Genomic DNA, 14,282 nt, shown 5'->3' with positions numbered 1-14,282 from the left:
TGTTAAGCGAACACGTCAACCATTTTGCCCAGTGTACGGCTTGCCTCAGTCTGACTCTTATTATCATTACCAATCTCACGACTTTGCGCTGTTTCCACTTGATTTGTTGTGCGTGCATCCGGTTGGAACCTTTCACTCTGACCCGAAGTTATAAGGTTTTCTTGATTTTGGATTTCGGTCGAACGTTTGGGTTGATTGGCGGCGTTACGCTGCACATCTGTTTCACGCTTGTTTGTGCCAGTGTGAGCCACATCCAACGCATCATTGCCGCTTAATCCTGTGATGTCAGTCATGTAAGATCTTAAACCAAAAAAGCTAATATAATTACTTACGTTATATATTAAGCGGGATAAAAACAACCCTTTCAAGACTGAAAAGAAATTGTCGGGGGTTTAAGAAGGATTCAACGATCTAGAGAATGTCGTTTCAATATCTAGAAAGTAACTGTCGCGGGGATTTTGGGACGTGGCCTGTTACTGCGAGCTTAGCAAGTGCTTGCCATGTTGCCCGTGGGTCCATGGCATCCTGCAATTTAATATTGTACGCTATTCCGTGCAGTAGAGGGAGATTGAATGTGATATATTCTAAAGATATTGCGCCGGCGCTTGGGGCTGAAATTTTTGGCATTGATCTTGCCAAACCATTAGTTCCAAACATCGTGCAAGAAATTCATCAAATTTTTTTAGACCGATCGGTGCTAGTATTCCGAAACCAAGCTCTAACGCCAAAGCAGCAAGTTAGATTTGCACGTTACTTTGGATCGGTTGTCCCATATCCATTCCTTAAAGGCCTCGAATGTTGTCCAGAGGTTCTCGAAGTGATTACCCGACCGGAGGATGGTGTTAACTTTGGTGGTGGTTGGCACACCGATACTCCATATCTGGAAATTCCATCACTGGGCTCTGTTTTGTATGCGAAAGAACTGCCGCCTGTCGGGGGTGATACTATTTTTTCCAATATGTATCTGGCGTATGACGCACTAGACAGAGAGACCCGAAGTTTTTTGGATGGGCAGCAAGCGGTTCACTCTGCAAATAAGCGCTACGCAAAGCCGGCGGATCGTTCTCAAATATATGGTCAAATAAAACAGGCTGGGAACAAGAAAAACATGAGCTTGGAAAACTACCATCCAATTATCCGCACGCATCCTGAGACGAGCCGCAAATCACTATTTGTGAGTTCTCTCCACACAACAAGCATTAAGGGAATGGAAGAAAAAGCCGCCGACTCACTGCTGGCACGTCTCTATGAGCATCAGGCCAGTGATGCGTTCACCTGCCGTGTCGTTTGGGAACCAGATACATTAGTAATTTGGGATAATCGTTGTGTTCTTCATAATGCATTATTTGATTATGCAGGTTACAAACGGCGTATGCACCGTGTCACAATTGAAGGTGATCGACCAACCTAGAAATTGCGGTGTTAAAAAATTACTGCGATACTCTCAGATCTTGAGAAACAGTTCTAAATCTCAGAGCTATTCGTCCATTGTGCTTCTGTGTCTCTTATTTTCAATGCAGCAGAAATGATTGGGTCTTTCATCTCAGGTGGGATCACTAAAATACCGGTGGTGTCCCCAAATACAATATCACCGGGGCGGATTTGAACGCCATCAAGATTAATTGGTTGATTATGCGATAATGTTTCGAGGTCCCATTGGCTCTTTATTGGCGAAAATCCCTTACAGAAGACTGGAAAATTAAGTAATCTGATTTCGTCTGCATCCCGGGTTGCTCCATTTATTACCACACCAGAAACGCCGCGTGGCTTTGCCCGGTTACAATGGTTCTCTCCCCACGTTCCAGTATCTGTACGCCCTGCAGCATCAATTAGTATAATCTCTCCTTCGCTTGCAAGCTCTCTGGATACCTGTGCGTGGGTTACCAAGGCATCGGTATGATTTGCAGAAAAATGTTTTGGTATTTGTTGAACAGTGAATGCGGTGCCCGCCATCCGTTTTCCTGAGGGACCAAGATATGTGTAACCATGAAGTACGGTGCGTGGCAAAGCCATACCTTCCATTGCATCGCTTATATGGCCTGATTGTAGTTCTTTTAGGTGCTCGTAGTCTTTGGTGGATAAGGGCATGAACCGACTCTTATGAAAAATTATCAGATATATGATCATCACGTTGCGTCACTAAGTCACGTAAGAACGTAATCGATGATTTGCGAATATAATACTGCCATTTTTTCAGTAGGGTTGGTTTATTTTACAACGATTAATTATTAAAGCTTTATACGGAATGTGCAGACGTTTCTCTCTGTCAATTGAGAGCAACAAAGTAAGCGACGTATTTAGCTGTAATCACAATCTAGAATCATAATCGTAGAATATTATTATACATCGTGCAGTTTTGGCATACGTCGCAGTTTAAATTTGAGTGGTGCTCGGTAGAAAGAGTTATCCTGTATCTAGCATTTTCGAGTTCACAAATATTAGGCGGATATTTTTCCTCTTATTTTTAGCATGCACTTGACAATGTTCATGTTTTGTTCTTATTCTGATCTCCCATGGAAAAGAACTTAAAAGTATTTAGGGAAAAAGATTTGCGTGCACTGAAAGCGCGGATCCATAAGATCGAGCGGCCAAAAAAGCGACGTTCTGAGTCTTTAACTTTAGGGCTGAAAGCAATAGATTCTACACTGCCTGAGGGCGGAATCGCTTCATCAGCAGTGCACGAGGTAACTGGCAGCTCCGGCAATGGATTTGCAGCATTTTTAGCCGGTCAGGCTTGCCGCAGTAATAAGCCCATTCTTTGGTGTGTTGAAGGCGACTCTTCGAAAATGCTGTACGGCCCTGGATTATTGGTATTCGGGGTCAAAATGGAACTCCTTATAATGGCACGTTGCCGAGGAACAGATGAAATTCTTTGGGCAATGGAGGAGGGGCTCAGGGAAAAATCCATTGGGTTAGTAGTTGGTGGTTTGTCGAAATCGGTTTCGTTAACCGCCAGTCGACGGTTACAACTGGCAGCCGAGGCTGGTTGTACGATTGGACTTATTTTGCACGATGGATTGTCTGAAGAGATTGTAGCTCCGAGTGCGGTGACAACGCGCTGGCGAGTAAACTCTCTACCAACCCTTAAAAATGGGACAATGAATAATAAAACGCACTGGGGTTTATCACTTTGCCGTTGTCGGAGTGTAGCAAAAAAAAGATCTTGGGATGTGGAGTGGGACAATGCGACGAATACTCTCGCTTTGGTTTCCGATGCTAAGTGTGGAACGTTGGCATCGTCAAACAAAGTATGCCTCAAAAACAAAAAAATCATTGCCAGTACCAATAGTTCTCACGGAGTACATTAACGGTGTTTGCTTTGTTTCTGCTGCTAGTCATGATGCTTTGGCTTGTGGTGTTACTCCTCGAATGTCTCTTGCTGATGCGAGGGCATTAGAGTCCAATTTGAACATAGTGCCGGCAGACCCACGTGCAGATATTAATATGCTCGAAAGAATAGCGAATTGGGCTACTCGTTATACTCCGTGGGTCGCGATCTGTGGCCGTGACGGTTTATGGCTTGATATCAGCGGCTGCGCACATTTGTTAGGCGGCGAGGAGGCTCTGATAAAAGATCTAATCATGCATTTAACCAATTTTGGTTTCACTTCGCGTTTCAGTATTGCTGATACACCTGGGGCTGCTTGGGCTATAGCCCACCATGGGGGCGAAGAAAAGTTGATTGCTCCTGGTGCACAGCGATCGGCATTGGCCTCTTTACCCGTGATTGCGCTACGCATTGGTAATATGAAATCAGTCGAACTTATTCGTCTCGGCATTAGGAGTATCGGTGATCTTTATGCTCTACCGCGTGCTACTCTGGCGAAGCGGTTTGGCAGGGTAATTGGCGAGCGGCTGGATCAAGCACTTGGACGAATGCCAGAGCCCATATCACCTCTTCGCCCACTACCTAAATATCGTGCCGAATGCTCTTTTCTCGAGCCGGTCAGCCGAAAAGATAATATTGAATCCTGCCTACTTCAGTTGTTGGAAGATATTTGTTCAGCTTTAGAATCTGCTAGCCAGGGTGTGCGGCAATTAATTCTTGATTTATTCCTAGTTGAGGGAGCTACTAAAACACTTCACGTTGGGACGGTAAGGCCGGTTAGAGAAGCCAGATGTATAGCCAAACTTTTTGCTGAGCCACTCAGTAAAATAGACTCTGGCTTTGGAATCGAGACTATGATCCTTTCTGCACAGGTTGTTGAACCTCTAACAGAATCTCAGATTAATGTCTTGTTCGACGAGAGGGATGAGGAAATAGTTCCTCTCGCACCTTTGCTCGATAGGTTAGGCAGCCGGCTCAATTTCGAGCATGTGACGAGATTGGTGCCAAGAGCTAGTCATTTGCCAGATCATGCCGTGAGGCAGGTTTCAGTTGCAGAAAGCAAAATGCACGGGTCTTGGCCTGAGACGCAGATCCGACCTCTTGTTCTTTTAGATCAACCAGAACCCGTAGAGAGTATTACTGGTATTGCGTATTATCAGCCACCCAAAGTATTTCGTTGGCGTCAGAACAAGTACAGTGTGCGCGCGACAGAAGGGCCAGAACGAATAGCCCCAGAATGGTGGCATTGTGACAGAGGTTGGGCTAAAGGGCTTAGAGATTATTGGCGCGTAGAAGATGAGGAAGGGCGTCGATTTTGGTTATTTTGTGAAGGTAGAAGAGATAAACGGTGTAATTCATTGCGTTGGTATTTACACGGATTTTTTGCCTGAAATGTATATAGATGCCCCCGACTACGCTGAGATTCAGGTGACTTCTAATTTTAGTTTTATGCGTGCTGCCTCACATCCAGAAGAGCTGGTAACACAGGCTGCCGCGTTTGGTTACAGAGCAATCGGAATTGCTGATCGCAATAGCCTCTCGGGCTTAGTGCGTGCACATGTTGAGGCAAAAAAAGTAGGGATTCCTCTGCTGGTTGGTTCTAGGATAGACCTTAAGGATGGCGCTAGCATGCTTGCGTATCCCGAAAACCGTTCAGCATACGGACGATTATCGAAACTAATTACGTTAGGTCGCCGTCGCTCACCGAAGGGTGAATGTGAACTTTACCGTGAAGATATATTGAAATACGCCACTGGTATGGTTTTGGTCTCCATACCTCCTCGAGATTGCAATATTGAATTTGAGGTAGAGCTAGCCGCATTAAATGCAGCTGTTCCCGGATTTGTATATCTTGCAGCTAGCCATTCGCTTCGCGGTGACGATGACGCACATTTGGATTGGCTGTCCAAAGTTGCAGCACGTACGGGTGTACCAATGGTTGCTACGAATGATGTTCTAATGCATCGAGAGTCTCGCCGTCCTTTGTTAGATATCCTGACGTGCATTCGTAAGAATGTTACCGTTGATACAGCTGGTTATTGGATTTCGCGCAATGGCGAACGACGAATAAAATCTAGAGAAGAGATGGGGCAACTGTTTTCGCATTATCCAGGTGCGCTTGTGCGTACAGTAGAAATCGCCGAACGCTGTCACTTTTCACTTGATGAACTCACCTATGAATATCCTAGTGAGGTCACGTCAAGTGGTAGAAGCCCCCAAGTAGAACTGGAACAGTTGACAGATATAGGTTCTAAAAAGCGTTACCCAGATGGGATTTCAGAAAAAGTTAAAAATCAAATTTCTCATGAATTAACGCTGATTGGTGAACTCGGTTATGCACCTTACTTTCTTACTGTCTATGACTTAGTTAGTTTCGCACGAAGCAAAGGTATTCTCTGTCAAGGTCGCGGTTCCGCCGCCAATTCAGCTGTTTGTTTTTGTCTCGGTATAACCTCAGTGGATCCATCGCAAAGCGATATTTTATTTGAGCGATTTGTTTCTTCTGAGCGTGATGAACCGCCAGATATTGATGTTGACTTCGAGCATGAGCGACGAGAAGAGGTAATCCAGTATATTTATGAAAAGTATGGCCGCGAACGAGCTGCAATGACAGCCGTAGTCATAACTTATAAAAATCGTAGCGCGATTCGCGAGGTGGGCAAGGCATTAGGGCTATCCCAAGATATTATCGATGCCCTATTAGAGCAGTCTTTAAGCTTATTACGCAGTGATATCGACTTAGACCGGCTTCAGGAAGTTGGTCTTAATCCTGAAGATCGGCGTCTTCGCTTGACGTTACGCTTAGCGTCAGAATTACTAGGATTCCCTCGTCACCTGTCACAGCATGTTGGTGGTTTTGTGATTAGCCGTGGATTACTTTCTGAAATAGTGCCACTCGAAAATGCAGCTATGGAAGGGCGCACAGTGATCGGCTGGAATAAGGACGATCTTGATGCTCTTGGTATATTAAAAATAGATGTACTATCTCTCGGGATACTGACCTGTATTAGAAAGGCATTCGATTTATTAAAAAGCTATTATGCGGTTGACTTTGATTTGGCATCTATCCCCACAGAAGATCCAGCTGTCTACGATATGCTATGTGCAGCTGACTCAATAGGTGTATTTCAGGTCGAAAGTCGAGCGCAGATAGCATTTTTACCACGAATGAAGCCGCGTTCATTTTACGATTTGGTAATTGAAGTAGCGATAGTGCGACCAGGACCAATTCAAGGGGACATGGTCCATCCTTATCTTAGGCGACGGAATGGTGAGGAAGAAGTAAGTTTCCCTTCCGAAGAGCTCCGTGATGTCTTGGAAAAGACGCTTGGTGTTCCTCTGTTTCAGGAGCAGGTAATGAAAATTGCTATTAATGGTGCCGGTTTCAGTCCTAACGAGGCTGACGCGTTACGTCGTGCCATGGCGACTTTCCGCCACACGGATAATATCCATGCTTTTCGCAGCAAATTTATCTCTGGTATGCTTACTAATGGCTATGACTTAGATTTTGCCGAGAGTTGTTTTCAGCAGATTGAAGGGTTTGGGAGTTATGGCTTTCCCGAAAGTCATGCAGCGAGTTTTGCTCTTCTGGTCTATGTCTCAGCTTGGTTGAAGTGTCATTACCCAGCCATTTTTGCGACTGCCCTACTTAATAGCCAACCGATGGGGTTTTATGAGCCAGCACAAATTGTAAGAGATGTTAAGGAGCATGGAATAGACGTACTGCAGCCGGATATTAATTATTCAGACTGGGACAATATATTAGAATCTTGCGATGCTGGTATTGCTATTCGACTTGGGTTTCGTCAAATCAAAGGTTTTCGAGAAGAAGATGCAATACGGTTGATTGCTATGCGCGGCAATGGTTATCGTGATGTACCTTCGGTGTGGCTACGATCTGGTCTCAGTCTAGCAGCTCTGCGAAGGTTAGCGCGGGCCGATGTCTTCAATTCGGTTGGGCTTGGACGTCGTGATGCGATGTGGTCGGTGGCGGGACTTGGAGAACAGCCTCCACCATTATTTTCTAATGCTATGATAGAAGAGGAGACTAATGAAAGCTCTCCAATAAAGTTACCAGCGATGCCACTTGGTGTAGAAGTGGTCGAGGATTACGAAACGCTGCGTTTAACATTAAAATGTCATCCGTTAGAATTGCTTAAACCACAGTTGAGCGAAGTGGTAAGTGCTAAAAGACTATTATCGTTAGAATCTGGGGCTCGGCATTCTGTCGCCGGACTAGTACTCTGTCGTCAAAGGCCCTCTAGCGCTAGGGGAGTCTGTTTTTTAACGTTAGAGGATGAAACTGGTATTGCAAACATAATTGTTTGGCCTGAAAAATATGAATACTTTCGCCGCCAAATCTTAAGCGCGCGGTTAATGAAGGTTAGTGGGAAAATTCAAAGTGATGGTAATGTGACCCACCTTATTGCTGATGAGATAGAGGACCTGTCAGTTGTGTTGGATGAGCTCGGTAGTGAATGTCAAAAGAGCGTTGAGAGTAAGTCTATGTGTGAGATTAATAAGGGAATACCAAAATCAAATGGTTCGAGTAATATACTTGCATTACGCTCTGTTTCGTCTTTCCCCACTAGGGAATAATATTACAAAGATAAGGTAAAGGTGCTGTTCCTATCACGCAATTTCTATTAGACCATTCCTACCATGCCAACATTTTTTAACCGATATTTTAATAGGCCAAAAAATTACGCACTTTACCGGCGACTTCGATCATGCACGATGATTGGAACTTATGGACGTTTCGAGGATAATTTGTTAATTGCGGAACGCCACATGCGGAAAACAAAAATCGAAGGCGATTATGTAGAATGTGGAGTATGGCGAGGAGGTATATCTTTTGCAATGATGCATAGCCTCAAACGCTACGGTGTGACCGGTTTTCATCTTTTCGATAGTTTTCAAGGATTGCCGATGGCCACGGCTATGGATGGAGCAGACGCTTTAGAGAAGCAAAAGAACGACGAGTTATGGTTTGATGGTAACACTGCAAGTTATGAGAAATTTTTGAAAGACCTGAAACAATTTAGACCCGAAGGTGTTGACGTCACTGTTCATAAAGGTTGGTTCAATGACACTTTGGCTGATTACCCTTCGGATGGATGTATCTCTGTTTTGCGACTCGATGGTGATTGGTTCGAATCGACTATGATTTGTTTTGAAATACTTTGGAATAGAGTGGTGGCAGGTGGTCTTATACTGATAGATGATTATTATGACTGGTCCGGATGCACAAATGCGGTTCACAAGTTTTTGGCTAAAAAGTTCGAAGAGGATTCAAACTTCTATTGTCCGCTTCAAAGTACTAAATATGGCCTTGCATACCTCGTGAAGCCAAGCTAGCCAAGTGCTTTCAAGTGAAATGTTTTGAATATTTGAAGATCAAGAACATAATAATTCACTTGAAGAACTTGTATGTCCGTTACGACGAAAACATACCCAAATGATTCCACCAGAAATAGTTGGTAGGCATTATACAAAATACGTAAAGAATCGAAAAAATAATTCCAAGCTGTGCACAGTGTCTAATGGGTACTTTTGTAAGAATGATCCCGGCGAAGATAGGGGCAGCCTGATATGGTACTATTATTATGAAAAAGCTATTTATTTGACTCATTAAAACCGTTTCTAACGGCCAGCCAGTTGCTTTGGCAATGCTATCAGCCATTGGTGCAAGTACAGCAGGGACACCGGCTGGATTGAGTGCAAAAGAGAGTATGCCGCCAATCATGGTCAGTGCGCTGAACTTGAATAAATCAGTTTTGTCTTCGAAACCTACTATTTCAATTAAGGCTGCTGCTAATATCTCGGCAAGGCCGGTATGAGCTACGATAGCCCCAAGACCAATGATACCAGCGACGAAGAACCATGGAGAATAGTTTGCTCCTTGCACTAGTGCGCGGCTTTCGACCAATTTTAAAAATGGCATTAGACAGATTATTGAGGTGCCTAAGCCTATCCAGCCGGGCGCAATGCCATGGACTTTGTCGGTGAGCCAAAAACTCAAGGTGAGTAAAAGAATTATCAAAAGCCTAACTCCTTCAGGCGTTATCTTTGTGGCCGTTTGCGCTACAAAAGGTTTCTCCAGTTCTGGTTGTTTGCTGCGAAACATAAGTAACGTTAGGGTGAGAATAACAATAAAACTTCCGAATCCCGCTACCGTGAAGTGTAAGTTCATGAAATCCGTGTAATGAAGCGTAATCCCGTGTATGTTTTCTGAGGCACCTGCAAGCACTACATTCGGAACAGTTGCCGGCAGTATACTCAAGGCAGGGAACACTGTGCAGAAACAAAAAGTCAATATGAGCCCTGACCTTGCCCGGCTATTCGTCTCATAACCAAGCCGTTCTGCTATTTTAGCTACAACCGGTGCTAATATAACAACACGACCCATGGCGGAGGGCATTAGAAATGCGCTGCCAAAACCTGCCACGCCCATGCCTAGAACTAGTCCAGTGTATGAGTGGCCAAACCACTTAACCGCTCCTTCCGCAATATTCGCTCCTATTCCCGATTTTTCAACCGCAATGCCAATAACAATTCCGGCAAAAACCAACCAAACTGCACCTGAATGAAATCCCGAAAATATTATAGACGGCGGTGCTATCGAAAATATGAGTGCAAGAAAAAATATAATAAAACTTGTGAGGTGAAGTGGGAGGATTTCGGTGGACCAAAGGCCTACGGCTAGAAAGACAAGACCTAGTGCACTCAGCGCTTGCGGCGGCCAGCCCTCCGGTGTCGGTAAACACAGCAAGAATATGCACGTTGTAAGACTAATGCTAGAAATTATGAATTGCCAAGCTCTCATGGTGCCGACGTCTTTCCGCAATCATGATACTTTTCCATCACCGCAAAAGCCGATCATAAACACCAATTGTGTCCGTGATTACGGAGGCAACCCCGAATTCACTCTCTGCTAACAGTCGGCCTTGACGCCCCAATTTTTGACGTAGAACTTTGTTGGTTGCAAGTTCCGTTAATGCATCGGCTAACGCCTTAACATTTTTTGCTGGGCAGAGGAGTCCCGTAACTTCGTGGCGGCAAACTTCTCTGCAACCGGGCACATCGCTTGCGACGATGGCACGACCACAGGCTGCTGCTTCTAGGAGTGATTTTGGCAAACCCTCACGATAAGAAGGCAGGACACCAATATGAGCTGCTTGATACTCAGAAGCTATATCCGTCTGCGGACCGGCAATGTCGACCACCCCCTCGGCTTTCCAAGAATCAAGTACTTTTTGGGGTATTGCGGAGGGATTTACGTCGGTCGGTCCGACTAATCGAACTTTGATTGGAATATTCCGTTTGCTCAGAATGCGCGCCGCCTCTACTAACTCTCCTATGCCTTTATCCCATAGCATCCGTGAGACGCAGACCGCTACTGGTATGCCGTTAGGTTCGGGTTTTACACTGAATTTTTTGAGGTCTACGCCAGATCCTTTTATGAGGGTAAGGTTTTTCTCCTCAACACCAATTTCATTTTTATAAAGCGATATATCATCGTGATTTTGCAAAATTGTAAGAGTGTTTTTGCGGTTCATGAGAAAACGAAACATTCGCCCTGTTGTTTTGCGCACTAATCTTGCAAAAAAACGCTCTGATATGAAAATGAAACCCATGCCGCCTAATGCATTAACTACAGCGGGCATCCGGGTGATCCAAGCCGCAATGGCACCATATAGCGAGGGTTTGAGGGCTACATGATGAATTATGTCTGGTGTTTCACGTCTATATATTAGGATTAATCTACAAATAGTCATGAAATCCCGAAACGGATTATGCCCACTACGCGCAAGATTTAATGGAATCACCCGTATCCCGGCACGCTGAATGACTTTCTGGAATTTACTCACCTGAGTTACAACGGCTACTTCAGCACCGGCTTCAACAAGGCTTGTGCCCAAGTCAAGGCGATGTGAACAAAAATACCAGTCCTCGCTTACAACAAGCAGGACCTTTTTGTTACGCATGGTCACTGTTATGTCCACCTATCAAGCCATGCTTGCGCCATTAATACACCCCACAGCGCCTCTTGGTAATTTCCAAAACCATCTAAGTGCTGCTGCCAAGCAGATCGTATAACTTTCGCTTCAAATAAACCACTGTTCTTAAGACGGCGTTCATCTAGGAGGTCCTCCGCCCAATCGCGCAGCGGACCCCTTAGCCAAAGATCAAGCGGGACCGCAAACCCCATCTTAGGGCGTTCCATTAATTCATTGGGTAAATATTGTCTTAGCACCTGCCGGAGAATGTATTTTGATACGCCTTTTTTTAGTTTCAAATCACTTGGTACCCGCGCCATTAGTTCGACTAAATGATGGTCCAGCATAGGTACTCTCACCTCAAGGCTAACCGCCATGCTAACTCGGTCAATCTTCGTTAATATATCATCTGGCAAATAGGTAAGACTATCTTGTTGAGCCATCTCTGCAGCAAAACCTAGCTTGTCTGTGTTGTGCCAATCAGCAATATTGGGCAGTGAACCATTCTTCACTGGTTGTAACCCTTGCCAATGACTCACCAAGGCTTGGTAAACTCCCCTTTCATCAGCTTGCTGCAAAATTGCGCCCAGTTTATGGGCTTTAACACCAAATGTATTGGGCCGTTTCGCTTCTGGTAACAACTTCACTAGCTTGTCCCACAAACGTGCATTAGGGATTTGCATGGTCTTGCCGATAAAGTGACGCAGTGCATAGGGCATCCATCTTGTCTTTTGCCAAAACTTTGGTGCTGTTCTGTAACGGTTATAGCCAAAAAAAACCTCATCGCCACCATCACCAGACAGCGCAACAGTAACATCGCGCCGAGCGAGTGCAGAAACAAGGTAGGATGGAAGAGCTGATGAGTCGCCAAAGGGTTCGTCAAAAATATTCGGGATATCTGAAATTAGATCTAATGCTTTGTTTGGATGCATGACAACTTCAGTGTGATCTGTGCCGAGATATTGTGCGATTTTTTTTGCATGATCCGCTTCATCATATGCATTGTCTTCGAATCCTATTGTAAATGTGCGGATACGTTTTTCTTGTATCTGGCTCATCATTGTCACTACTGCTGTGGAATCCAGCCCGCCAGATAATAGTGCTCCTACGGGAACATCGGACACTAGGCGTCGACCAACTGCTTCTCTTAATGAGTTATCTACTGCTGAAATTAAATCTCGCTCGCTTATATCAAGTGATTTGTTTTCATAATATCGACGAAGGTCCCAATATTGGGTTATTTGTGGCTGGCTACCCGCTGTTACCTCGAGAAAACAACCAGCTTCAAGCTTATAAATGTTCTGATAAATCGTTTTTGGTGCGGGTACATAATTGAATTGACAAAAGAGATTAAGTGCTTCCCTATCGATCTTGCGATTCCAATCTGATAGTTCGCAAAAAGGTTTTAGCTCCGAAGCGAAAACAAATCGGTTTCCCGTGTGGCCATAATAAAGCGGTTTTATTCCAAGACGATCTCGCGCTAACCAAAGTTTACGGTCTACCGTATCCCAAAGGGCAAATGCAAACATACCAATACATTTTTTTACGGTGCGTTCGATGCCCCATTTCATGCAGGCTCTAAGCAATACCTCGGTGTCTGATTGGCTGCGAAAAGAAATCCCCTCGGTTTCTAAATTAAGTTTAAGATCTTTAAAATTATAAATTTCTCCGTTGAAAATGATTACATATCTTCCATCACCAAGTGTCATCGGCTGATCTGCGGCTTCGCTAAGATCTAGGATTGAAAGGCGTCGAAAACCAAGACTGATGCCAGTTTTGCTGTCAGCCCACACGCCCCCTCTATCAGGGCCACGATGTCGCAAAGTGGTTGCCATTCGGCACGCTTGTTGCTCTAGTGTCTGTTTTTCACCTTTGCCGGTGTCCTCGAGTAATCCTACTATTCCGCACATAACTCACCCTCAGTGGGTTCTGGGCTGACGATTAAAACACCATTGCCAATGCGTGTTTATAAACACATTTATTTTACCGAAAAAGAAATACATATATAAAGTAATAAATATAAAGAAGAAAAAATTTTACTTATTCTTAACACAATAAAAAAAATGTTATTGTAAATACTTAATAAAACGGACATAATTCTAAATAAAATAATGTATTAAATAAATTACTTCATTTACATTATTTCTTTTAGACTGCAGTTACCCCCCCGTCGATAACAAGTGTCTCACCAGTGACAAATGCTCCTGCGTTAGACGCCAAAAATACCACTGCCCCAGCAACCTCATCAGGCTCACCTATCCGTCTGAGGGGAGTAGAAGCTGTGCGTTCCGAGAGGATTTCCTCATTTTCCCAGAGGGCGCGCGCAAAATCAGTACGTATAAGCCCTGGCGCGATACAATTAGCGCGGACATTTTTGGGCCCGTACTCTGTTGCCAGATTACGTGCAATTTGCATGTCAGCAGCTTTTGAAATACCGTAGGCGCCGATCAACGGACGGCCTCGCAAACCGCCTATCGAGGATATGATAGTTATAGAGCCTCCTTGGATGTGATCCATCTCTGCTATTACCATGTTGCAAAGCCAAAAGTTACTTCGAACGTTTGATTCCATCGTTTTGTTGAAGGCTTCATCGGATATGTCAGCAGACGGTCCAAAATATGGATTGACTGCAGCGTTACATACCAAAATATCAATTGTGCCGAATGTTTCTACGGTTTTGTCTACCAAAAATCTCAATTGTTCTTTGTGATAAATGTTGCACGGGATTGGGATAGCTTTAGCACTATCGTTGGCCCAGTTCCGGGTTACGTCTTCCGCTACTTGATTACATGCACTGGCTTTTCGCGAGGAGATCACGACATTTGCCCCATGTTCTGCCAATCGATTAGCGGTGGCGCGACCAATACCTTTGGTCGATCCTGTTATAATTGCAGTTTTACCGGTAAGGTCGAAAAGTGTCATCACGTTAGTGTCCTCTGGTAGTAATTTTTTAA

Annotated in this window: 11 protein-coding genes; 5 read left to right on the top strand and 6 right to left on the bottom strand. The window is 44.5% G+C overall.

The features are described from left to right. Window positions 1-2 precede the first annotated feature (2 nt). Window positions 3-293: a hypothetical protein gene (locus tag VX941_11015; protein ID MEE2933931.1), complete on the bottom strand. Its 291-nt coding sequence runs from the start codon at window positions 291-293 to the stop codon at window positions 3-5. Window positions 294-574: 281 nt separating this feature from the next. Between VX941_11015 and VX941_11010 the strand changes: the two genes are divergently transcribed. Beyond that, window positions 575-1,411, top strand: coding sequence for a TauD/TfdA family dioxygenase (locus tag VX941_11010; GenBank protein ID MEE2933930.1), 837 nt, complete (start codon window positions 575-577; stop codon window positions 1,409-1,411). Window positions 1,412-1,464: 53 nt separating this feature from the next. Here VX941_11010 and VX941_11005 read toward each other — a convergent pair whose 3' ends face one another. Further along, complete coding sequence (locus tag VX941_11005; GenBank protein MEE2933929.1) at window positions 1,465-2,088, bottom strand: hypothetical protein; 624 nt, start codon at window positions 2,086-2,088, stop codon at window positions 1,465-1,467. Between the two features lie 461 nt (window positions 2,089-2,549). Here VX941_11005 and VX941_11000 point away from each other — a divergent pair, with 461 nt between their 5' ends. The 4 genes from VX941_11000 (at window position 2,550) to VX941_10985 (ending at window position 8,686) form a co-directional block, all read left to right on the top strand. After that, the gene (locus tag VX941_11000) at window positions 2,550-3,308 is read left to right on the top strand and encodes a hypothetical protein (GenBank protein MEE2933928.1); all 759 of its coding nucleotides are present in this window, start codon (window positions 2,550-2,552) and stop codon (window positions 3,306-3,308) included. Next, on the top strand, window positions 3,193-4,719 hold the full coding sequence (locus VX941_10995; GenBank protein ID MEE2933927.1) for a DNA polymerase Y family protein: 1,527 nt from the start codon (window positions 3,193-3,195) through the stop codon (window positions 4,717-4,719). Before VX941_11000 ends, VX941_10995 begins: the two co-directional genes overlap by 116 nt. Next, a complete protein-coding gene (locus VX941_10990; GenBank protein MEE2933926.1) occupies window positions 4,625-7,927 on the top strand; it encodes an error-prone DNA polymerase in 3,303 nt (1,100 codons plus the stop codon). Before VX941_10995 ends, VX941_10990 begins: the two co-directional genes overlap by 95 nt. A 63-nt stretch (window positions 7,928-7,990) precedes the next feature. Continuing rightward, on the top strand, window positions 7,991-8,686 hold the full coding sequence (locus VX941_10985) for a TylF/MycF/NovP-related O-methyltransferase (protein MEE2933925.1): 696 nt from the start codon (window positions 7,991-7,993) through the stop codon (window positions 8,684-8,686). A 79-nt stretch (window positions 8,687-8,765) separates the two neighbouring features. On the opposite strand, the gene VX941_10980 is transcribed toward VX941_10985, so the two are convergent. From VX941_10980 to VX941_10965, 4 genes are all read right to left on the bottom strand, one after another. After that, window positions 8,766-10,175: an SLC13 family permease gene (locus VX941_10980; GenBank protein MEE2933924.1), complete on the bottom strand. Its 1,410-nt coding sequence runs from the start codon at window positions 10,173-10,175 to the stop codon at window positions 8,766-8,768. Between the two features lie 16 nt (window positions 10,176-10,191). After that, window positions 10,192-11,316: a glycosyltransferase family 4 protein gene (locus tag VX941_10975; protein ID MEE2933923.1), complete on the bottom strand. Its 1,125-nt coding sequence runs from the start codon at window positions 11,314-11,316 to the stop codon at window positions 10,192-10,194. 8 nt (window positions 11,317-11,324) lie between these two features. Next, window positions 11,325-13,238 (bottom strand): asparagine synthase (glutamine-hydrolyzing), encoded by a 1,914-nt coding sequence (gene asnB / locus VX941_10970; GenBank protein MEE2933922.1) that lies wholly within the window; start codon window positions 13,236-13,238, stop codon window positions 11,325-11,327. Between the two features lie 238 nt (window positions 13,239-13,476). After that, window positions 13,477-14,250, bottom strand: coding sequence for an SDR family oxidoreductase (locus tag VX941_10965; GenBank protein ID MEE2933921.1), 774 nt, complete (start codon window positions 14,248-14,250; stop codon window positions 13,477-13,479). Window positions 14,251-14,282 lie beyond the last annotated feature (32 nt).

This window comes from Pseudomonadota bacterium, from assembly GCA_036339585.1.
In the GTDB taxonomy this organism is placed as follows: Bacteria; Pseudomonadota; Alphaproteobacteria; order UBA8366; family UBA8366; genus UBA8366.
Note: the sequence above shows the minus strand (reverse complement) of the source record. Positions and strands in the feature narration are given on the sequence as shown.